This window comes from Nocardia concava NBRC 100430 (assembly GCF_000308815.1).
GTDB classification, from domain to species: Bacteria; Actinomycetota; Actinomycetes; order Mycobacteriales; family Mycobacteriaceae; genus Nocardia; species Nocardia concava.
In genome coordinates, this window is the sequence record NZ_BAFX01000124.1 from 81,804 (window position 1) to 103,593 (window position 21,790).

19 protein-coding genes are annotated in these 21,790 nt (G+C 68.2%); 10 read left to right on the forward strand and 9 right to left on the reverse strand.

Annotation, left to right across the window (positions count from 1 at the left end):
• Nucleotides 1-20 precede the first annotated feature (20 nt).
• From ON43_RS29450 to ON43_RS29465, 4 genes are read left to right on the forward strand one after another with little or no spacing between them, the layout of a single operon-like run.
• On the forward strand, nt 21-1,007 hold the full coding sequence (locus tag ON43_RS29450) for a cucumopine synthase-related protein (protein ID WP_218003400.1): 987 nt from the start codon (nt 21-23) through the stop codon (nt 1,005-1,007).
• On the forward strand, nt 1,004-2,104 hold the full coding sequence (locus ON43_RS29455) for an NAD(P)/FAD-dependent oxidoreductase (RefSeq protein WP_040812744.1): 1,101 nt from the start codon (nt 1,004-1,006) through the stop codon (nt 2,102-2,104). The genes ON43_RS29450 and ON43_RS29455 overlap by 4 nt, the downstream gene beginning before the upstream one ends.
• Nucleotides 2,052-3,872 (forward strand): carbamoyltransferase family protein, encoded by a 1,821-nt coding sequence (locus ON43_RS29460; RefSeq protein WP_040812745.1) that lies wholly within the window; start codon nt 2,052-2,054, stop codon nt 3,870-3,872. Before ON43_RS29455 ends, ON43_RS29460 begins: the two co-directional genes overlap by 53 nt.
• On the forward strand, nt 3,869-4,507 hold the full coding sequence (locus tag ON43_RS29465) for a histidine phosphatase family protein (RefSeq protein WP_083913820.1): 639 nt from the start codon (nt 3,869-3,871) through the stop codon (nt 4,505-4,507). The genes ON43_RS29460 and ON43_RS29465 overlap by 4 nt, the downstream gene beginning before the upstream one ends.
• Here the strand turns inward: ON43_RS29465 and xdhC are convergent.
• The 3 genes from xdhC to ON43_RS29480 are packed head-to-tail and all read right to left on the reverse strand — an operon-like array spanning nt 4,504 to nt 9,267.
• The gene (gene xdhC, locus ON43_RS29470) at nt 4,504-5,325 is read right to left on the reverse strand and encodes a xanthine dehydrogenase accessory protein XdhC (RefSeq protein WP_040812746.1); all 822 of its coding nucleotides are present in this window, start codon (nt 5,323-5,325) and stop codon (nt 4,504-4,506) included. The genes ON43_RS29465 and xdhC overlap by 4 nt on opposite strands.
• A gap of 1 nt (nt 5,326) precedes the next feature.
• Complete coding sequence (xdhB, locus tag ON43_RS29475) at nt 5,327-7,795, reverse strand: xanthine dehydrogenase molybdopterin binding subunit (protein WP_040812748.1); 2,469 nt, start codon at nt 7,793-7,795, stop codon at nt 5,327-5,329.
• Complete coding sequence (locus tag ON43_RS29480; protein WP_040812749.1) at nt 7,792-9,267, reverse strand: xanthine dehydrogenase small subunit; 1,476 nt, start codon at nt 9,265-9,267, stop codon at nt 7,792-7,794. The genes xdhB and ON43_RS29480 overlap by 4 nt, the downstream gene beginning before the upstream one ends.
• Before the next feature lie 528 nt (nt 9,268-9,795).
• Here ON43_RS29480 and ON43_RS45105 point away from each other — a divergent pair.
• Nucleotides 9,796-9,999, forward strand: coding sequence for a hypothetical protein (locus tag ON43_RS45105; RefSeq protein WP_040812751.1), 204 nt, complete (start codon nt 9,796-9,798; stop codon nt 9,997-9,999).
• 33 nt (nt 10,000-10,032) lie between these two features.
• Here the strand turns inward: ON43_RS45105 and ON43_RS29490 are convergent, their stop codons facing one another.
• Entirely contained in the window at nt 10,033-10,854 is an 822-nt protein-coding gene (locus tag ON43_RS29490) for an SDR family oxidoreductase (RefSeq protein WP_086008050.1), read from the reverse strand.
• A 175-nt stretch (nt 10,855-11,029) separates the two neighbouring features.
• Here ON43_RS29490 and ON43_RS29495 point away from each other — a divergent pair, with 175 nt between their 5' ends.
• Nucleotides 11,030-12,436: a lipase family protein gene (locus ON43_RS29495; RefSeq protein ID WP_040812755.1), complete on the forward strand. Its 1,407-nt coding sequence runs from the start codon at nt 11,030-11,032 to the stop codon at nt 12,434-12,436.
• 245 nt (nt 12,437-12,681) lie between these two features.
• Nucleotides 12,682-14,319 (forward strand): cutinase family protein, encoded by a 1,638-nt coding sequence (locus ON43_RS29500; protein ID WP_245568802.1) that lies wholly within the window; start codon nt 12,682-12,684, stop codon nt 14,317-14,319.
• Between the two features lie 72 nt (nt 14,320-14,391).
• On the opposite strand, the gene ON43_RS29505 is transcribed toward ON43_RS29500, so the two are convergent.
• The gene (locus ON43_RS29505) at nt 14,392-15,348 is read right to left on the reverse strand and encodes an undecaprenyl-diphosphate phosphatase (RefSeq protein WP_218003405.1); all 957 of its coding nucleotides are present in this window, start codon (nt 15,346-15,348) and stop codon (nt 14,392-14,394) included.
• A 129-nt stretch (nt 15,349-15,477) separates the two neighbouring features.
• Between ON43_RS29505 and ON43_RS29510 the strand changes: the two genes are divergently transcribed.
• Entirely contained in the window at nt 15,478-15,726 is a 249-nt protein-coding gene (locus tag ON43_RS29510) for a hypothetical protein (protein WP_157514233.1), read from the forward strand.
• Nucleotides 15,727-15,742: 16 nt separating this feature from the next.
• Here the strand turns inward: ON43_RS29510 and ON43_RS29515 are convergent, their stop codons facing one another.
• Nucleotides 15,743-16,450, reverse strand: a complete 708-nt coding sequence (locus ON43_RS29515; RefSeq protein WP_040812762.1) for a GbsR/MarR family transcriptional regulator — start codon at nt 16,448-16,450, stop codon at nt 15,743-15,745.
• Nucleotides 16,451-16,638: 188 nt separating this feature from the next.
• On the reverse strand, nt 16,639-17,496 hold the full coding sequence (locus ON43_RS29520) for an SGNH/GDSL hydrolase family protein (protein ID WP_040812764.1): 858 nt from the start codon (nt 17,494-17,496) through the stop codon (nt 16,639-16,641).
• A gap of 146 nt (nt 17,497-17,642) precedes the next feature.
• Between ON43_RS29520 and ON43_RS42875 the strand changes: the two genes are divergently transcribed.
• Nucleotides 17,643-18,299, forward strand: a complete 657-nt coding sequence (locus tag ON43_RS42875) for a TetR family transcriptional regulator (RefSeq protein ID WP_157514234.1) — start codon at nt 17,643-17,645, stop codon at nt 18,297-18,299.
• On the opposite strand, the gene ON43_RS29530 is transcribed toward ON43_RS42875, so the two are convergent.
• Nucleotides 18,248-19,216: an SMP-30/gluconolactonase/LRE family protein gene (locus ON43_RS29530; RefSeq protein WP_040812766.1), complete on the reverse strand. Its 969-nt coding sequence runs from the start codon at nt 19,214-19,216 to the stop codon at nt 18,248-18,250. The genes ON43_RS42875 and ON43_RS29530 overlap by 52 nt on opposite strands.
• A gap of 77 nt (nt 19,217-19,293) precedes the next feature.
• Here ON43_RS29530 and ON43_RS29535 point away from each other — a divergent pair, with 77 nt between their 5' ends.
• Nucleotides 19,294-20,880 carry a family 20 glycosylhydrolase gene (locus ON43_RS29535; protein WP_167333474.1) on the forward strand — a complete coding sequence of 529 codons (1,587 nt, stop codon included), beginning with the start codon at nt 19,294-19,296 and terminating at the stop codon, nt 20,878-20,880.
• On the opposite strand, the gene ON43_RS29540 is transcribed toward ON43_RS29535, so the two are convergent.
• A complete protein-coding gene (locus tag ON43_RS29540) occupies nt 20,881-21,786 on the reverse strand; it encodes a C40 family peptidase (protein ID WP_245568803.1) in 906 nt (301 codons plus the stop codon).
• Nucleotides 21,787-21,790: the final 4 nt, after the last annotated feature.

Genomic DNA, 21,790 nt, shown 5'->3' on the forward strand with positions numbered 1-21,790 from the left:
TCGCAATGAAGGAGAACACCTTGGCAGAGTCGTCGCAGAGCCATGCGAAGTCGTCGCTACGTCAAATCGAGATCGCCTGGCCCGAACTGGGTCTCACCGTGACCGCCGAACTCGACGGCCGCAACCCGGAACTGGCCGACGCACTGTGGGAGGCCCTGCCCTACCGCAGCCTGCAGGGTCACGCCCTGGTCGCCGGTCAGCACCTGTACCACGTGGCGCCGATCCCCTCGCTGCTGCACGTGCCCGCCGCGGAGAAGATCGCGGACCGCCGCGACGCGCCCGACGGCACGGTATTCCTGTCCGCGCTCCAGCATCTGGGCATCAAGTACGGCACGCTGACCGAGCCGATGCCCGCCGCACCCGTCGGGCGCATCCGGGACGAGGACGTCGCCGTCCTGTTGGAAGCCGGTCAGGCCGTGTGGGATTCGGTGTATTCGACCAAGCAGCCGATCCTGGTCGAGGTGCGCAAGGCGGGAACCGAAGGCGGACATCGGATTCCGCACCTGACCGCCGCCGACGCGGACGCCAACCGGCTGATCCACGATGTGCACGCCGAGACCGAGCTGATCTGGCTGACCGAACCGGCCGAGCTGGCCGATCTGCACCGGGGCCTGATCCCCTCGGGCGCGGGCAGTTTCGACACCGTGCTGCCCACCCTGCTGTTCGTCAACGGCGAGACCCGCCCGCTCGGGTACGCCTCCTACGGCGGCCTGGTCCGCGCCGCGGTGCAGGGCATGCCGATGGATTCGCTGCGACACATGACGCGGCTGCTGGTCGGCGTTCCGGCCGAGTTCCTCGGCTACTGCGGCCTGGAGCCGCTGTGGGCCTTCACCCAGCGGTTCCTGGCCTGCCTCGACCAGCTCGACCGCGACGACTTCCTGGCCGTGGCGAGCCAGCTGGCGCTCTACGTCAACACCCTGGGCGGCTGGAATCTGCACCTGTACCCGTGGGACAGCGGCGACCACCTGCGCCAGCAGCGCCCGGCCGAGGTCGGACGGCAGTCATGAGCGAGCGCACGGAGGTCCTGGTCATCGGCGGCGGCGTCATCGGCACCTCGATCGCAGCCCAACTGGCCGAGGCCGGAGTCGGCACCGTCCTGCTCGACCGCGGCGAGCTGGGCTCCGGAGCGTCCGGCACCACGGCCGGTGTGGTCCGGACCTACTTTCCGGACAGCGCCCTGGTGGGCGAGCTCGCGGTGCGCAGCCTCGCGGCGTATCACGCCCTCGCCAAGCGGAGCGGAATCGATCTGGGCCTGGACCGGGTCGGCTTCCTGGTGTTGTTCACCGACGAGCATCAGGTGGAGGACTTCCAGCGGGAGCGGTCCGGGCAGCACGCCGCGGGGGTCGAGGTCGAACTCGTGACCGCCGCCGAGGCGGCCCGCCGCAACCCGCTGCTCGACCCGAATTCCATTGTGGCGGCGGCCTGGTCGCCCGAGGCGTACTCCTGTGATCCCGCGGCGATCGTGCGCGCCTTCGCCGCGACGGCCGAGCGGGCCGGCGCCGTGCTGCGCACCGGAACGGCGGTCACCGCGATCGATCCCGACGGGCTCGTGCACACCTCCGCCGGAACCATCCGCGCCGACACCATCGTCTGCGCGGCCGGGCCGTGGGCGGACACGGTCGCCGCCCTGGCAGGCGTGGACCTCCCGGTGACCACCTACCCCGTGGACCTGCTGCTCACCGACGCGCCCGCCGCGGCCGGGCCCGCCGCGATTCCGATGACCTTGCACCCGTCCAGCCTGCGGATTCGCTCCTGGGGTGACCGGATTCTGATCGGCATGGGCCGCCCCGGCCCGGACGAGACCCGGGAGGCCTGGCGCGAGCGGGTATCGCGGCAGCTCGCCGCCACCTATCCGGCCCTGGCGGGGCAGCGCATCGACCACGGGTGGAGCGGTGACCTCGACGTCAGCCCGGACGGGGTGCCGTTCATCGGGCGCGATCCCCAGCGCCCCTTCGTCTATGCGGCCGGATTCTCCGGCCAGGGCCTGTGCCAGGCACCCGCCGCCGGCGCGATTGTCCGCGACCTCATTCTCGGCACGGAAGGAAATATTGATGATCGTCTTGGCCTGCAACGGATTCAGCCGCGTCTCGGAGTTCTTCGCTGAGAACTTCGGCGCGGTCGGCCGGGACAAGCACTACCTCATGGGCCATGACGCCGGGGCCGCGCTGCTGATCGACGGCGAACTGGTCGCCGCGGTCGAGGAGGAGCGGCTCAATCGGGAGAAGAAGACCACCGACTTCCCGGTCGAATCGGTGCGGTGGTGTCTCGAGCAGGCCGGGCTGGGCTTCTCCGATATCGATCTCATCGCCATTCCCTGGCGGTGGGACGCCGAGGTGGTGGACCAACTGCTGGCCGATATCTCCGCCGCGCCGATGAATTCCGTTGCGCGGCAGCAATTGCTGCGCACCATCCGCAATCTGGCCGCCGAGGTGGTGAGCCCGGAGGCCATCCTGGCCGACTTCGCCGCGCGCACCGGGTTCACGCCGGATCCGGACCGGGTGGTGTTCGTGCCGCACCACTTCGCCCACGCCATGACCGGCTACTACCTGGCCGGGATGAAGGACAGCGCGTTCCTGGTGAGTGATGGTCGCGCGGAACGGTTCTCGTCGGTCATGGGTGAGATCCGCGACGGCCGGATCCGTGTCTTCGACGAATCGACGATCGGCGCGGAGAACTCGATCGGCATGCTGTTCAGCGCCATCACCCGCTTCCTGGGCTTCGTGCCGAACAACGACGAGTACAAGGTGATGGGACTGTCCGGCTACGCCCGGCCGCCGGTACCGAATCCGTTCGTCGAGGATCTCGTCCAACTGCACTCGCACGGCCGGTACTCGTTCCGCAGGCCGCTGGAGACGGACAACCCGCGCAGCCTGGACCCGCTGTTCGAGCAGTATTTCGGCCCCTTCGAGGACACGCTCGAGTACCAGGCCCGGGTGGCCGCGGCGGCCCAGGAAATGCTGACCATCGTTACGCGCCACCAGCTTCGAGCGCTCGAGGGCAAGACCGACCTGAGGCAGCAGTTGCTGTTCGAGGGCGGGGTGGCATTGAACTGCCTCAACAACACTCCGCTGTTTGAGGGCTCGTGGTTCGAGGACATGGCGGTGAGTTTCGGAGCCAGCGACACCGGCATCGTGATCGGCGCGGCCGCGTACGCCTGGCTGAACCACCCGGACACGGCGGGCAAGCCCCGGCCCGCGCCGCGCGTAACCCCTTATCTCGGACCGGAATATGACGACGCGGCCATCGAGGCGGCGTTGCGGGAGTTCGGCGACCGTGTGGGCTGGACCAGGCTCGACGATGACGAGGTCGTCGATCAGGTGTCGAAGCTGCTCACCGAGAAGGTCGTCATCGGGTGGTACGAGGGCCGGATCGAGCACGGCCCACGGGCTTTGGGCCACCGCAGCATCCTGGCCAACCCGAAGTTCCCGGATATCAAGGACGTCATCAACACCCGGGTCAAGCACCGTGAGCCGTTCCGGCCCTTCGCACCGCTGGTGCTGGAGTCGGACGCTCCCAAGGTCTTCGAGATGGGTCGCAAAACCCGTTCTCCCTACATGACTTTCGTGTTCCCGGTGCGGCCGGAGTTCCGGGACGTGATCCCGGGCGCGACGCATGTGGACGGCACGTCCCGGGTGCAGACCATCACCGATGGCGATACCCCGCGCCTGGCGGCACTCTTGCGCCGCTTCACCGCCCTCACCGATGTGCCGTGTCTGATCAATACCTCGTTCAATGTGGCGGGCGAACCGATCGTGTGCACCCCGGCGGACGCGCTGAATTGCTTCCTGGGCACCGAGATCGACTATCTGGTGCTCGGCAATCATCTCGTCACCAAGGCCCAGCGAGTCGCGAAGGACGAAGTGCCGGCATGACATTCGCGGACGGGGAGCCCACCACGCTGGTGTTGTTGCGGCACGGTGAGACGGCGCTGACACCGGAGCGGCGCTTCTCCGGCAGCGGCGGATCGGATCCGGCCCTGTCCGAAACCGGGCGGCGGCAGGCCGATGCCGTCGCCGCCCGGCTGGCGGAATACGGTGCGGTGCATGCGGTGGTGTCCTCGCCGCTGCGCCGCTGCCGGGAGACCGCCGAGGCCGCCGCCGGGAAACTGGGTCTCAACGTCCAGCTGGCCGCGGGACTGCGGGAGGCGGATTTCGGTGTGTGGGAAGGGCTCACGTTCGCCGAGATCCGCGAACGCTATCCGGACGAGCTGGCGGAATGGCTGGTCTCACCGGCCGCGATACCGGGCGGCACCGGCGAATCGCTGGACTCGGTGACCCGCCGCGTCGAATGGTCGCGAGACAAGTTATTGACGCAGTTCCCGGGGCAACGGGTACTGGTGGTCTCTCACGTCGCGCCGCTGCGGACGCTGGTGCGGCTGGCGCTGGGCGCGCCGCCCGAGTCGCTGTTCCGAATGGAGTTGGCGGCGGCCTCCCTCTCGGAGGTCGCGTACCACGCCGACGGAAGCGCCGGCGTGCGTTCGCTCAACGACACCGCCCACCTGCGCTAGGCCATGCGGTTGGCGGTTTCCTTCTGCCAGATGAGCATCAGATCCGCCGCCACGCTGATCGCGATGATCGCGGGCTCCTTGCCGGTGATATCCGGCAGCCCGATCGGGGTCTTGATCCGGTTGATGGTGGCTTCATCGAAGCCGCCCTCGGTGGCCAGCTTCTTCTGGAACCGCACCCATTTGGCTGCCGAGCCGATCAGACCGATGGAGCCGAGATGGTCTGTGCGCAAGGCGGTGTCGCACAGCGCGGCATCCTCGGCGTGATCGTGGGTCATGATCAGCACATGGGTGCCCCGCGGCAGTTCCGCGATCACTTCCTCGGGCAGCATGAGCGGGCGGTGCACGTGCACCTGCGCGACCGAATCCGCCAGCACGGCAAGGCGTTCCTCGCTGAGCTGCTCGGGCCGGGTGTCGATCAGGTGCAGGTCCAGGTCCTGGCGGGCCAGGATGCGGGCCAGCTCGTAGCCGACGTGCCCGACCCCGAAGATGGCCACGGCCGGCACCACCGGCAGCGGTTCCAAGAGCACGCTGACCGCGCCGCCGCAGCACTGCACCCCGTGCCGGTTGGTGACCTTGTCGTTCAACGCGAAATCCATCAGCTCCGCCTCCGCGTGCGGCGCGGCCATGAGCTCGCGGGCCCGATCGATGGCGACGGCCTCGATATTGCCGCCACCGATCGAGCCCCACGATTCGGTCTGTCCCACAACCAGTTTCGCCCCCGGCTTGCGGGGCGCGTGACCGCGCACGGTCGCGACGGTCACCAGCACGCCGGGTTCCCGGCGGGCTCGTAACCGTTCGACCGCGGCCACCCAGGTCATGTCAGACTCCGCTCAGCGCGGTCGTGCCGACGGCGACGCCGTTGCCGTTGCTGCCATTGCCATTGGCGTGGCCGTTGCTGCCATTGCCGTTGTGGCCGTTGACATTCCCGGCGTGCCCGTTGGTGAGCGCCTTGGCGGCCACGTCACCGCGGAGCGCGCCCTGGATGGCCCAGTACACCGCCTCCGGCGTCGCGGGTGACGCCAGATCGACGCTGGTGCCCTCCGGCCCGAACGCGGCGGCGGCCTGCCGCAGCGCCTCGCGCACCGCGAAGGCCAGCATGAGCGGCGGCTCGCCGACGGCCTTGGAGCCGTAGACCGCGCCCTCCTCGGTGGCGTCCTCGAGCAGCGTCACATTGAACTCCTCGGGCATCTCCGAGAAGGACGGCAGCTTGTAGGTGCTGGCCGCCTGGGTCAGGAACCGGCCGCGGTTGGGGCCGTCGCTGGTGTCCCAGCGCAGGTCCTCCAGCGTCAGCCAGCCCGCGCCCTGCACGAACCCGCCCTCGACCTGACCGATGTCGATCAGCGGCGAGAGGCTGTCGCCCACATCGTGCACGATGTCGACGCGGCGGATCTTGTAGGCGCCGGTGAACCCGTCCACCTCGACCTCGGTCGCGGCCGCGCCGTAGGCGAAGTACTTGAACGGCGAGCCCTGGAAGATCTTGGCGTCCCAGTGCAGGCCCTCGGTGCGGTAGAAGCCCGAGGCCGACAGCTGCACCCGCTGGAAGTACGCGGTGTGCACCAGCGTGTCCCAGTCGAGGGTCTTGTCGCTGCCCAAAAGCGTTGCGACACCGTCGATGATGCGGATGTCGGAAGCGTTGCCGCCCAACTGGGTAGCGGCGACCTGGACCAGCCGCGAGCGCAGCTGCTCACAGGCGTTCTTGATGGCGCCGCCGTTGAGGTCCGCGCCCGAGGAGGCCGCGGTCGCGGAGGTGTTGGGCACCTTGTCCGTTCGCGTCGGCGCCAGCCGCACCTTGTGTAGCGGGATACCGAGCGTGGTCGCGGCCACCTGCATCATCTTGGTGTGCAGGCCCTGGCCCATCTCGGTGCCGCCGTGGTTGATCAGGACGGAGCCGTCCTTGTAGATCAGCACCAGCGAACCGCCCTGGTTGAAGGCGGTCAGGTTGAACGAGATGCCGAACTTGATGTTCGTGATCGCCAAGGCGCGCTTGGTGTTCGGGTGCGAGGCGTTGAACGCCGCGATCTCGCGCTGCCGCTCGGCCCAGTCGGCGTTGTCCTGCACCTGGTGCCAGATCTTGCCGATGCGATCGGTCTGCCCGACCGGCTGGCCGTAGGGCGTGGTCTGGTTGGGCGCGTAGAAGTTACGCTCGCGCAGCTCCGCCGCATCCAGGCCCAGCAGCGGGGCGCAGCGGCCCATGATGTCCTCGATCACGATCATGCCCTGCGGACCGCCGAAACCGCGGAATGCGGTGTTGGAGACCGTATTGGTCTTGGCGATGCGACCCGCGACGTGCGCGTTCGGGATCCAGTAGGTGTTGTCGATGTGGCACAGGGCGCGCGCCAGCACCGGCTCCGACAGGTCCAGGCTCCAGCCGCCGTCGGCGGTCAGCGTCGCGTCCAGGGCCTGGATGCGGCCCTGCGCGTCGAAGCCGATCTTCCACGAGGAGTGGAAGCCGTGCCGCTTGCCGGACATGGTCAGGTCCTGGGTCCGGTTGAGCCGCAGGCGAACCGGACGACCGGTGAGCTTCGCGCCCAGCGCGGCGATGGCCGCGAAACCGTGCGGCTGCATCTCCTTGCCGCCGAAGCCGCCACCCATGCGCAGGCACTGCACGGTGACCTCGTGGCTGTGCAGCCCGAGCACGTGCGCCACGATCTCCTGCGTCTCGGACGGGTGCTGCGTGCTGGACTGGATGAAGATCTGCCCGGCCTCGTCGACCTGCGCCAGGGCGCAATGGGTTTCGAGGTAGAAGTGCTCCTGGCCCTTGAACTCGAACTCACCCTCGAACACATGCACCGAGTTGGCGAAACCCTCATCGATATCGCCACGGATCATGGTCGGGCGGGCGCCGTGGAAGCTCTCGGCCGCGATGGCCTCGCGCACGGTGATCAGCGAGGGCAGCTCCTCGAGCTCCACCTCGACGGCCGCGGCGCCGAGCCGGGCCGCCTCGAGGGTGTCGCCCAGCACCCACGCGACCGCGTGGCCATTGAACATGACCTCTTCGGGGAACAGCGGCTCATCGTGCTTCATGCCCGCGTCGTTGACGCCCGGCACGTCGGCGATGGTGAGCACCCGCACCACGCCCGGCACCGCGTACGCGGCGTCGGTGTTCAGCGACTTGATCTTCCCGTGCGCCTTGAACACCTGCACCGGGTAGGCGTGCAGGCAGTCCTTGGTGCGGTACACCAGGTCGTCGGTGTAGAGCGCGGTGCCGGTGACGTGCAGCGACGCGCTCTCGTGCGGCATCGGGACGCCGACTACCGGCTTCTCGGGACGCTCGGACAGATGACTCATGACAGCACCGCCTCGGTGGTCTGCGCGTACAGCTTCTTCAGGCTCTGGCCGAGCATCGCGGCGCGGTACTCGGAGCTGGCGCGGTGATCGTTCATCGGCGTGCCCTCGCCCTGCAGGATCGCGGCCGCGGCCTCGATGGTCTCGGTGGACCACGGCTTGCCGATCAGCGCTTCCTCGGTGTCGCGGGCGCGGATCGGGGTGGCGGCCACGCCGCCCAGGCCGATGCGGGCCCGGCTGACCACGCCGTCCTCGATATCGAGGGCGAAAGCGACCGCGACACTGGAGATGTCGTCGAAGCGCCGCTTGGCGATCTTGTGGAAGGCGGTCACCTTGGCCAGCGGCAGCGGGATCCGCACGGCGCGGATCAGCTCGTCCGCCCGGCGCACGCTCTGGCGGTAGCCGGTGAAGTAGTCGGCCAGTTCGACCTCGCGCTCACCGTCGGCGGAGGCCAGCACCACCGACGCACCCAGCGCGAGCAGCGCCGGCGGGGAGTCACCGATCGGGGAACCGGTACCCAGGTTGCCGCCGAAGGTGGCGTTGTTGCGGATCAGGCGGGAGGCGAACTGCGGGAACAGTTCCGCCAGCAGTGGCACGCTGCCGTCGAGGCGGCGCTCGATCTCGGTCAGCGGCACGGCCGCGCCGATCTCGATGTGATCGGCCTCGACCTTCAGGCCGCGCAGTTCGGGGAGGCGGTCGATGGCGATCGCGTAATCCGCACGGCGCGAACGGATATTGACCTCGACGCCCCAGTCGGTGGAACCGGCGACGAGCACCGCGTCGGGGCGCTCGCGCAGCAGCTGCACGGCCTCGGCGAGGGTCTCCGGACGGCGGAAGGTGCGGCCGTCCTGCGAGTACTCGGTGGCGACCGGCGCGGGCGCGTCCTGCTCGCGACGCTGCGCGAACTTGTCGTCGGCCTCGGGCTCGCCGAGCGCGAAGGCGGCATCGCGGATCGGGCGGTAACCGGTGCAGCGGCACAGGTTTCCGCTCAGCGAGTGCAGGTCGAAACCATTGGGGCCGTGCTCGTGATCGTGGCCCTCGGCGGTGTCCTCGGCCGCGTGCGCGGAGGCGCAACGGGTCGGCCGGTAGTACTCCGACGCCATGGAACAGATGAAGCCCGGGGTGCAGTAACCACACTGCGAGCCGCCGCGCACCGCCATCTCCTTCTGCACCGGGTGCAGTTCGGTGGGCGTGCCGGAACCGTCGAGCTCACCGAGACCCTCGGCGGTGACGATCTCCTGGCCGTCGAGCGAGGCGACGGGCACCAGGCAGGCGTTGATGGCGATCCAATCGGTGGGCTGCTCCACGCCGGGGCGCGCCACCATGATCGAGCAGGCGCCGCATTCGCCCTCGGCGCAGCCTTCCTTGCTCCCGGTGAAACCGCGGTCCCGCAGGAAATCCAGGACGGTGGTATGGGGTGCCGCCGGGGAAATCGGGGTGACTTTCCCGTTGACCGTGATCCGCGCCTCTACCATTGCACAACCTCATTTCGCTGCGCGGTCGATCTGATAATCCTAGTCGCCATTTCAGGAGCTTTCTATTTCGGTGACGCCGCCCGAGAACCCGGAGCGCGAAACGGCACGCGGGCATGCCGAAGGCCGTGACAGAGATCGAAATGTGCCGGGGCCGCGTTCGAGGCACGCCGGAAAAGGGCTGCTCAGAAGCCGTGCGCTACACGACCCGGAACCCAGGCGGTCCGGTGAGCCAGGTGACGCAGGTCGGGGGTGCCTTCGATGGGACTGTTCGACATCCGACTCGCCTCCTTCGATCAGCTCACATGTGTCGGTAACCCCGAAAGTACGTGGCGCGGAGCACATCGGTCAAGCCGATCCGGGGTGGTCGCGAACAGTTTGCACGAACCTATGACCAGCGGTTCGGCGACCTTCACGCGAATCGGTTTATCGCACAAATAAACCCGCTTTTGTCAGAACATACGAAAAGCCCATCCGACTCGCGGATGGGCTTTGTATGTTTCGCCGACCGGGGGTGGGTATCTCACCGGTATGTTCGCAATCGTCGCCGCGGTCCTCTTCGGTATCGCACTGCTGCTCGAGCTCGCCGACCGCACTACCGGTTTCGGAGTCGATGTCTTCGTCATCGCCGGGCTGCTGGGACTGGCCCTGCACATGGCCGGGTTCAGCGCCCGCGTATCCCGGTCCCGCCAATGGAATTCGCGGCGGCCGCTCTTCGGCCGCCGCCGCGTCTGAGCTCCGACCGATCAGCTGCCTTGGGCGGCCCGATCAGTTGCCTTGGGCGGCAATGGAAACCGGCTGCCACTCTCGCCAGGTGGCCAGGCGGGACTCGTAGTCGGCGGTCGCGATGCCCAGGGGAACCTCGCCGAGGAAGATGCGCAGCGGCGGCTTCTCGGCGTCGACCACGGCGAAGACAGCCGTGGCCGTGGCGGTCGGGTCACCGCGCTTGACCGCGTTGCGCTGGGCGGCGCGGGCCGCCCGGGCCGCGTCGTAGGCCGGATTCGGGGTGGCGTGGCGGGAGGACGGACCCGCCCAGTCGGTGTCGAAGCCGCCGGGCTCGATGAGGGTGACGTGGATGCCGAAGGGGGCGACCTCCTGGGCCAGGGACTGCGAGAAGCCCTCGAGCGCCCACTTCGAGGCGTGATAGGCGCCCAGGTTCAGGAAGGCGGAGATGCCGCCGATGCTGGAGACCTGGAGGATGTGGCCGCCGCCCTGGGCACGGAGGATCGGCAGGGCGGCCTGGGTGACCCACATGGCACCGAAGACGTTGGTCTCCAACTGATCTCGGAATTCCTGCTCGGAGAGTTCCTCGATCATGCCGAACTGGCCGTAGCCGGCATTGTTCACGACCACATCGAGGCGGCCGAAGTGCTCGGCGGCCTGCTGGACGGCCGCGAAGTCGGCGGCGCGGTCGGTGACCTCGAGGCGCAGCGGCAGGAAGGCATCGGGATATTTGGCGACGATGTCGTCGAGCGTGCTCAGATCGCGCGCGGTACCCGCGACCCGGTCGCCGCGCTCCAGTGCGGCGAGGGTCCACTCGCGCCCGAAACCCCGTGAGACACCGGTGATGAACCAGACTTTGCTCATGATCCGACCCTAACGAGCTGGAGTGCACTCCAAGCAAGGGCCGCGATCGTCCCGATTCGAATAGACCGTTTCCGCCACCCGTGGATATTGCGAGCCAGCTCACACGCATGTCATAGTGATCGCGGCATATTGAGACTGCGTAGTCTCACAAATGGGAATCAGGGTGAGGAACAGGTCGATGAGGACCAGGAGACTGACCGGGCGGCTGGTGCGGCTCGGGACCATATCCGTCAGCGCGCTCGTGGTGGCGGGACTGGCCGCGGCACCGGCGCAGGCCGATCCGGCGGACGCCCCGGCGCTGCCGTCGATCCAGCCCGCGCGGATTCTGCCGCTGCCGCCGGAACTCGATCCCGGCTTCTACAACCCGCCCGCCGACCAGGTCGCGGCCGCCGCGCCCGGCCAGATTCTCGCGGTCCGGCAGGTGAACGTCGCCAACTTCGGGCTCATCCCGCTCAACGTGGACGCCTGGCAGGTCTCCTACCGCTCCAACAACTCTCGCGACGAGGCCATCCCGGCGGCGGCCACCCTGCTCAAGCCGCGCGGGGCCTCCCCCACGCCGCGCAAGCTGCTCTCGGTGCAGATCGCCGAGGACTCCACCGCGGGCTACTGCAGTCCTTCCTATGCGCTGCAACAGTTCTCGGCCGCGACCTTCGTCGGCCAGATCGTCGCGCCCGCCGAGTTCCTGTTCGCGCAGGCCGCGCTGCAGAAGGGCGACGCGGTGGTGATCCCGGACCACCAGGGCCCGAATTCGGCGTACGCGGCGGGTCCGCTGGCCGGGCGCATCACCCTCGACGGGATTCGCGCCGCCACCTCGTTCGCACCGCTCGGCGTCGGCGCGAGCGCGCCGGTGGCCATGTATGGCTATTCGGGCGGATCGATGCCCACCATGCACGCCGCGGAACTGCGCAAAACCTATGCGCCGGAACTGAATATCGTGGGCGCGGCCTCCGGCGGCACCGGCGCGGATCTGGGCGCGGCCCTGCTCATGGCCAACAATCAGGCGACCGCCGGCCTGGTGCTGGGCGCGGTCCTCGGCCTGGCCCGCGAGTACCCGGACTTCGACGCCCTGCTGGACCGGAAGCTCAACCCGCTCGGCCAGCTGCTGCGCACGGTGAAGGCGCCGTTCTGTGTGCAGTACCAGTCCTCGATCCTGCCGTTCCTGAACATCACCGGCCTGATCGATTCCCCCGACCCGCTGCGGGAACCGGCCGTCCAGGCCGTCCTCGAGGACACCCGCCTCGGCAAGAGCCTCCCGGACATGCCGATCTTCATGTGGCACTCCAAGTGGGATGAGATCCTTCCGCTCGCCTCCGCCGACCAGCTCGTGAACACCTACTGCCAGGACCCGTCCGCCCAGATCACCTACACCCGCGACTGGGCCAGCGAACACATCGTCGCCGAGGTGGTAGGCGGCCCCGCCGCCCTCATGTGGCTCTTCGACCGCCTCAATGGCGTTGCGGCCCAACCGGGTTGCTCCACCACCGACTCCCCCTCCATGCTCGGCACCCCGGGCGAACTCCAAACCCTGGGCGACACCATCGGCGAAACCCTGGCCTCGTTCTTCGGCAAGCCGATCGGGGCTTGACCGGACCGAGGGGTGGGCCCGCCGGAGATGATTCCGGCGGGCCCGAACCTCGATCGACGGTGTGACCCAGCCCACTCCGACCCGGCGCACTCGAGACATGGTGCGATAACGACTCATTCGCGAAAGTAACGCTCGGATGTCCCGGGACGACGTGTCTGTCGGTAGATGGCCCGACCTTGCACAGGGGGCCTGACGGTTCACTGTCGGGGTGAAATGGGGAATCTCGCGTGGATATTCGCGAATTCATGAAGCGACATCGCATCGCATCGGCGGTTGCCGCACCGGCCGCGCTGGGTGTGGCGGCGGCGGTTGCGGCGACCTTCGCGATCACGTCGTCACCGGACTCGAAGCAGGCCGATCCGGCCTTGAAGGCCTCGGTCACCGAATGCCATGACATGGTCACCATCTCGGTGGCCGGGCGCAATGACTCGCCGCAGGCCGGGACCACGAAGATGCTGGTCGACGCGAACGGCAACGAGCTGCCCGCCGCGCTGTCGGACGATTACCAGAGCCACTGGGTGGACCCGGTGGTGAACGCGCCGGGCGGTCAGGTCGACTCCAATTCGTATTGGGCGGTGTACGTCTCCTACCCGGCCAATCTGAACAGCTACGAGGATGCCGTCAAGACCGGTGTCGCCAATACCGAGCAGGTCATGCGCGATATCTCCGCGGCCTGCCCGAATACCAAGTACGCCATTGTCGGCTACAGCGAGGGCGCGGACGTCGCGCGCCGGGTGGCCATGGACGTCGGGCATCAGAACGCCGGAGCGGACGGCAAATACGGGATCGTCGATCCGGGCAATGTTGCCGGTGTCGTGATCCTCGCCGACGCGGGCCGCACCGAGGGCGAGGGCCCGTTCCCGGGTGCGAAGGACCCCAACCACCCCGACAACTTCGGGCAGCAGTACCAGAACGGCAAGTACGTGGCCGGCGGCCAGGGCGCGCTGCCGGACCAGTCCGGTGACTTCGGCGCGCTGAACGGCCGCATCGCCTCCTTCTGCTCCGACGGCGATCTCACCTGCGCCGCGCCCAAGAACATCTCGCTGCTGCAACTGGCCATCAATGTGGGCCGGCAGATCAATGTCGATCAGATTCAGAACGACAACACCATCACGCCGACCACCGGCATCGACGTGGCCGTGGTGCTGGGCAAGATCGCGGGCGATGCCTTCGCCGACATCGCGCACAATCCGAGCTGGTGGACCAGCAAGGAGACCTTCCTCGATGTGCTGCTGAAGGTGTCGCAGCCGGGCTACAAGCCGAACCAGGACAATCCGACCCCGGTGGCGGCGGAGAATATCGCGGCCGAGAACATGTCGCCGCTGGCGTATCTGCCCCAGAAGGTGTTCAACGAGGTCATCGGACTGATCACCACCAACCAGAACACCATTCCGGTGCTCCTGAACGACCCGTACAACCTGACCCTGGGCCCCAACGGCACCGGCCACCACTTCGACTACTGGCACGACCAGAATCCGGATAACGGCAAGCAGGTGAGCTCCGCGGAGTACGCGGCCGCGTGGCTGACCGAGCTGGCCAAGCAGGCGCAGGCCAAGCAGCTCGATCCGAAGACGCTGAACCCGACCACGACCACCACCGCGCCCAAGGCCCTGGCCGCCGCGCCGCGGGCCAGCACCTCCGGAACCACTACTCCGGCAACGGGTTCCACGACTCCGGCGACCACCACCCCGACCACCACGGGCACTACGCCGCCGACCACCACGACGGTGCCGCCCACGACCACCACGGTCAAGCCGGACGCCACGACGACCACGCCGCCGGTCACCACGACGACGCCGCCGGTTACCACCACCACGGTGCCGCCGACGACGACCACGACCGTTCCGCCCACCACCACGACGACCACCACCGCGGGTCACTGATCTGACGGAAATGCGCTGGTGCGAAACCCTTTCGGGTCTCGCACCAGCGCATTTTCGTATGCGGGTAGCGGCTCAGCGAATGGAGAACCAGACCAAACTGCCGAGTCCCGCCACCAGGCAGTAGATCGCGAACGGCGTCAGGGTCTTGGTCTCGAAGTAGGCCGTGAGGAACTTGACCGAGATGTAGGACAGCACGCCCGCCACCACGCTGCCCGCCAGCGCCGGGCCGAGGATCTCGTGGTTCTCGTGCTTGAACAGTTCCGGCATCTTCAGCACGCCCGCCGCCAGGATGACCGGGGTGGCCAGCATGAAGGCGAAGCGGGCGGCGTCCTCGTGCCGCATGCCCTTGAACAGGCCGGCCACGATGGTGCTGCCGGAGCGGCTGATGCCGGGGAACAGGGCGGCGATCTGGGCCGAACCGATCAGGGTGACATCGCGAAAGCTCAGGCGGGACAGCCGCACATCCGAGGCGTGCGCCGGATCGGTCATGGGCAGCACGACGGTGTCCTCCATGGACAGGTCGCCGGTGCGCCCGGTCGGACTCGACACCACGAAATCGGGCTCGTACTCGCGCTTGCGCATGATCTCCGCGGACAGCAGCACGAACCCGTTGATCGCCAGGAAGATCGAGGTCGGGACCGGCGTCCCGAGATAGTTGCGGACGGCCTTCTCCAGCAGCAGCCCCGCGATGCCCACCGGGATCGTCGCGATCACCAGCAGGACGCCCAATCGCGCTTCGGGCGTGCGCATCTGACGGGTCAGCACGACATCCCAGAGTCCGCGGAAAATGCCGACCCAGTCCCGCCAGAAGAAGATCACCAGGGCCAGCGCGGTGGCGACGTGCATGGCCACCAGCAGCGCCAGATACGGGGAATCCTTGGCCGACATGCTCAGATCGTCGGCCCACTTACCGCCCACCCAGGCGGGCAGCAGGATGCTGTGGCCGAGACTGGAGACCGGGAAGAGCTCGCTCACCCCTTGTAGCGCGCCGACGACGATCGATTCCAGGTAGCTGATGGCCATACGAATTCCTGTCGGGGGGCGGTGCGGGGATCGCTTCGCGAGGCTACTCGATCGGGGACGCGTGGGGTACGGGGCATACCGCCGGTCCGATCCCGCCCGGGCGCAATCCATTTGCGCCGCGCGGAGCCCCGCTGCGTGGAATACTTCCGCGATATGCAGTACAGGGGTTTCGACAATCCCGATACCAGCGAGGATCCCGAGTTAGCTCAGGCTCGCATCTTCCTGAATGAATTGGAAAGACATGTAGTCAAACTGACGCGGCGTTTGCAATCCGCACCCACCGCCGAAGCCCGGCAGACCATCAATGCCGAACTTTCCACGGTGCGCCGGTATGTGGATCGCATTCACCGCAGATTCCCCGGAATCGCCGTCGCGAATCTCTAGCCCAGGTGCTCGAGTCCTAGCCCAGGCGGTCGCGCCAGCGTTCGGCGGAGCGGACCATATCCAGGCCCACCCGCTCCAGGTACTCGCTCATGCCCAGCAGCCGGACACCGGCGGGCGTGGCCGCCCCCAGCGCCGCCGCGCCGTCGCGGGCCTGCGCGGCCAGTCGCTCGTTGACGCGCGCCGCCGCGAGAGTCGCACGGTACCAGGCGGATTCCTCGATCACGTAGCGATCCCGGCGGCTGCCCTGATCCCGGTCGCGCCGGATCAGCGCCCGCTCCTCGAGCTGGCCGACGGCCGCCGACACCGTCGCCGGACTCACCCGCAGCTGCGCCACCAGCTCGGCGGCCGTGAGACTGCCCGAATCCGCGGCGTACAGCCGGGCCAGCACCGCGGCGGCCGTCCTGGGCATCCCGGTCTGCGCGAACAGCAGCGCGAGCGCCGTGCTGAACTCCGCCAGCAGCTCCGGGCCGCGGCCGTATTCGTCAGCGCCGGAGGGCTTTTCGACATGTTTGGGCCGGGGGACGCGGCGGCGCGAGCGCACCGCGGTGGCGGCCTGGGCGGTCTCCGCGCGATAGCGGCCCGGCCCGCCGTTGCGGGTCACCTCCCGGCTCACGGTGGAGGTGGGCCGATTCAGCTGGCGGGCGATGTCGGCGTAGCCGAGCCCGCGGGACAGACCCGCGGCGATGAGACGGCGATCCTCCTGATTGAGTCTTCCTCCGGGCACCTGCGCGGCTCCTTCATCAGATTGCCGCCGAAGCGGCGCGGCTCCCAACCTATTGCAACACACGACCTGCGCGATTGCATTAGGTTGGAACCGGCCCGCCATCCGAATTCCCGTGTCCTACAGGCGTTATCCCGTTCCCAACGGCATTCGTTCATTACCCGTCTTGTGAACGCAACGTAGCGTTCGCCCTAGTTCGAATTCAGCGCCGCCGTCACCAGGCGCGCGATCGCCGCCGTCGCAGTGGAATTCGGATGGAACGGGGTGGTCGCGGCGGCCGGCACCAGCGGTTCGATCCAGCGCGGCCCCACCGGCTGACACATGTCGTGGCCGGGCACCCCGAAGGCATCGACGCCGATCGCCCCGATCCGGCGCGCCTCCTCGAGCTGAACGGCCGCGAAGCGGGCGATCGCGGCGTGCAGATACCGCACGTCGCCCTTCGCGAAAGGTGCTGCGGGATAGCAACTCCCGGATGCGGGCAAGGGGCTCGCGTAATTCACCATCACGATCCGCGCGGTGGGCACGCGGTCGCGTAGCGCCCCCAGAACCGCCGCGATACGGGGCCGGATCTCGTTCTCCATGCGATCGGCCAGCCGGTCCACCCCGCCGGCCGTGTAGTAGCGCTCGCACGGATTCCCGTCGAGATCGGTGACGGCCAGCGCACCGCACGGGCCGAACGTGGTCGGCAGATTCAGGTCGTTGCCGCCGATGCTGATGGTGACCAGATCCGTGTCGGGGGTCAGCGCATCGAACTGCGCCGGATTCACCGCGAGGCCCACCCATTGCGGGGCGGTCATATTCGCGGTGGTGGCGTCGCCACAGCTCATATCGACGAATTCGGCCGGACGCAGTTCGGCGGCAACGTAATTGGCGACATTCTTCCGGGAACGGAAGCAGCCGGGCGTACCGTACTGATCGAGCAGGTCCCCGACGGCCGCGTACGAATCGCCCAGTGCCACATACCTTCCGATACCCGGAGCGGCGTGCGAGGGGGCGGTGGCCAAGACGAATCCGGCGACGGCGGCCAGCATGATCGGCAGTTTTCTCATCGCGTTCCCCTGGGGAGCCGGGATTCGGAACGCGCCCAGTTAAACACAGTTGCTTAATCAATGAAGCATGTTCGATTAACTGCCAGGTCAGACCGCCGGGAGAGCCGTGTGGGCTCCGAACCGCGCGCGGCCCTATAGTGACCCCGGTGAACAGTCCTGACGCGCGCGAGCTGATCCTGCTCGCCGGTGAGCGCTCCATCGCCGAACGCGGACCGGATGTGGCACTGCGCGATATCGCGGTGGCGGCGGGACAGCGCAACAACTCCGCGGTGCACTACCACTTCGGTTCCCGCGACGGGCTCATCACCGCCATCATCGAGCGGCACCAGCCCGCGCTGGAGTCGCGGCGCACCGAACTGCTGGCCGACCACGAGGCCTCCGGCGCGCCCGACAGCGTGGCCGCGCTGGTCGCGGTGCTGGTGCGGCCCATGTTCGACGTGCCCTACGCCGAGGGGTCCACGCACTACGCGCGATTCCTGGAACAGGCGCGGGCGCATCCGGCCGTGAGCGGACCCGACCTGCACGAGAAACGCTGGCACGCCACCCGGGTGATCGTGGCGCGGCTCTACAAGGCCATGCCCGACCTCACCCGGGCGCAGAAGACCTACCGGCTGCGGGCCATGAGCACCGTCATGTTCGCCCTGCTCGCCGACTACGAGCGCCAGGACCTGCCCACCGCCGCCGAGCGGAACGACGCGCAGGCCAGCATCATCGCCATGATCGTCGGGCTGCTGACCGAGCCCGTCGCGGCTCAGGGCGCGGCGGTGCGGGCATCCGGATCGAAGCCGCCGGGGACCTCGTAGACCAGACCGGTGAAGGTGATGCCGAACAGCCGCCCGGCCGAGAAGCCCTGGCCGCCACGGCCGTACTGCACCTCGCTGGTCAGCTGCGGGCCGAAGCCCAGCACGCAATAGGCGCCGGGCGCGTCGATGCGCACGACCTGGCCCGCCGTATTGAACGGCAGCACAGGACGTTCCAGCGAATCGAGCGTCAAACCGTCCGGGGCGTTGAAGAAGTCACCGCCGGACAGGTCCAGCAGCGACTGCGGAGCCCAGGGCGCGTTGGTCGGGATCCGGCTGACGCCGGGATTGACGAAGGTGCGCGAGACGTACAGGAACGAGTTGTCCCGGTTCAGCACCGCGCCATTGGCACTGGGGAAATTCGCCCAGTCCGCCTGCACCGCGCCGTTCGGGTACACGCGACCCACCAGCGAGCCGAAATCGTTTGTGGCGTAGACGGTTCCATCGTGGGCGACGTCCATGCCGTCGGCGGCCGAGAGTCCGGAGGCGAAGGGCGCCATGGCGCCGGTGTCCGGATCGACGGTGACGATCCCGGCCGCGCGGATGGAGTCGCCGATCGCGGCCCGCGCGTCCGCGCCGTATCCGACCAGCAGGCGGCCATCCGGCAGCCAGGCCAGCGCGCCCGCGCCGCCGCTGGGCACCCGCGCGATCGGGACCGCGGGCGCGCCGGGCGCGTCGATGCGGAAGACCTGACCGCTCACCAGATCCGTGACGAAGGCGCGGCCCGCCGGGTCCACGGTGAACCCTTCGAGCGCGGCGCCCGGCACCGAGGCGACCGTGAAGGTCGGCTGGCCCGCGCCGGCGCAGACCGGGGCGGCCGATCCCGGGGCGGCGGTGAATATCGACAGCGCGGCGAAGGTGAGTGTCGCGAACGCGGTCGCCACTGCCTTTTTGGTCGTCACGGCTTTCCTGGTCCCCATATCGCACCTCGAGAATTTCGCCGATGAATCTCTGTATCGTATGACGTTTTCGGGGCTTGACGGGTTCAATGGTCGCCGTGCCTGGAAATTCCTTTCGCCGCGGCCGGGCGGTCCGCCGGTTCGCCGTCTGCCTCGCCCTCGCCGCCTCCTGGGCGATTGTCCACATTCCCGCAGCAATGGCCGATCCTGCTGTGGCACAACAGCTTCCAGTCACCGTACCGAGCATTCAAAGCTGGACACCGGCACCCGCCGGGACCACCGGATTCACCCTCGGACCCGAATCCCACATTGTCGCGGACGGCGAATATCGCGAATCCGCACAGCTGCTGGCCGCAGATCTGACCCGCGCCGGAAAACCGATATCCCTCGCCGAAAATGGTGATCGACCTGGCGATATCGTGCTGCGCCACGGCGAAACGGGAACGCCGTCCGCTGAGTCCTATCGCATTGTCCTGACCGACCGATTGACCATTACCGCCACCGACCCGGTGGGCATCGCGCACGGCACGCAGACCGCGCTGCAGTGGTTGCGCCAGAGCTCCGCGCTCCCCGGCGGCACCGCCGAGGATCATCCGGACTACACCGAACGCGGGCTCCTGCTCGACACCGGCCGGGAGTTCTTTCCGGTCGACTGGGTGAAGGCGCGCATCCGCGACGCCGCGTATCTGCGGATGAACATGGTGCAGCTGCACCTGTCCGACACCCAGGGTTTCCGGCTGGAGAGCACCGTCCACCCGGAGATCACCTCACCGGAGCACTACAGCCGCGCCGAGCTCCGCGACCTGCTCGATTATGCCCGGTCCTACGGCATCGAGATCGTGCCCGAGATCGATATGCCCAGCCATATGACCGCCATCCTGGCCGAGCATCAGGATCTGGTGCTGCGTCCGGTGCGCACCACGGCACAGGACGCGGCGCTGGACAATACGGTCGCGGGCGGCATCGGCGGCAAGATCGATCTCACCAATCCCGCTGCCTACCAATTGATCAGCGATATCCTGCGCGAGTTCGTGCCCATGTTCCCGGGCCGGTACTGGCATCTCGGCGGCGACGAGTATGTCTCCGACTACACCCGCTATCCACAGCTGGGTGATTACGCCACAAAGACTTTCGGCCCCGATGCGACTCCGGGCGATGTGGTGGTCGGGTTCGCCAACTGGGCCGCCGATATCGTCGAGTCCTTCGGTAAGACCCCGCGGGTCTGGAACGACGGCTTCGACCACCCCGGCGTGCTGACCCTGAAACCCGAAGCGGTGGTCGGATATTGGTCATCCAGCGCCGGTGGGCTGCCGTGGCTGCCCGGCGGTCGGACGCCCGAGGAGTTCACCCGGGCCGGACATCCCATTCTCAACGCGGCCTTCACGCCGACGTACTTCGCGACGGGCGGACCGGCGGCGGCCCTGAACGCACCGCCCGAATTGCTGTGGGTCTGGGACCCGGGACTCTTCGTCAACGGACAGCGGCTGCCCGAATCCGATCGGTCCCTGCTGCGCGGTTCCATGGTCTTCGTCTGGTGCGATGATCCGACGGCGATGACTCCCGAGCAGATCGTCACTCCATTGCGTGCTCGGCTGGCGGTCATGGCCCAGCAGTTGTGGTCGGGTACCGGCGGTATCTCGTATCCGGAATTCGTCGCCCGTACCGCTGCGGTCGCCTGGCCCTGATCAGAAGCGGCGGGCTCCGGTCACCGACATATTGTTCAGCGGCGAGATCTTCACGCCCGACCCGTAATCACTCGCGTGAATGATCTTCCCGTCGCCGAGATACATCGCCGAATGGCCGCCGCCGTAGTAGGACACCAGATCGCCCGGCTGCAATTCGTCCAGCGGCACCGGGGTCCCGGAGGCCAGCTGCGAATAGCTGGTGCGCGGCAACTCGACTCCGGCCTCCCGATAGGACCACTGCACGAAGCCCGAGCAGTCGAAGGAGTCCGGGCCGTTGCCGCCCGCGCGGTAGTTCGCGCCGAGCTTGCTGGTGGCCGCCTCGAGCGCGCGCTGCCCGGTGGTCCGCTTCGGCATGGCCGCGGGCATCGGGGCGGGCACGGCCGCGGCATCGGTCACGCCGGGAATGCCGACCAGCGGGGGCAGGCTGCTGGGAATCTCGAAGCTGCCCAGTCCGGCAACGACCACCGAGCGCACCTCCGGCGCGGGGGCCGGGGTGGCCGGGCGCAGCGGCTCGGGTGAGAGCGCCTGCACCGGAATCGAATCCGGGCCCGGGTCCGCGGGATTGATGGCGATCCGTTCCGGGATCGCGACCATGCGGGAGGCGTCGGCCTCACCCACACCCGAAGTCCTGGCATCGGTCTCGGAATTCGTCACGGGACGGAAATCCCCGGCTTCCCCAGCCGTGGATTCCTGTGCCGGAACCATGATTCCGATCCGCGCCGCGATCTCGTTCGGGATCTCGATCTCGCCGATACCCGGAACGGTCACCGGCGCCGCGTGCGCCTCGCCCGCCGTGAAGAGCAGGGCGGCTCCGACGGCCGCCGCGCCGAGGACTCCTGTCACCAGGGTCCGCAGGCTCAGCCGCGGAAGAACTCGAACCTTCTGTCTATCACCGATCGTTTCCATGAGC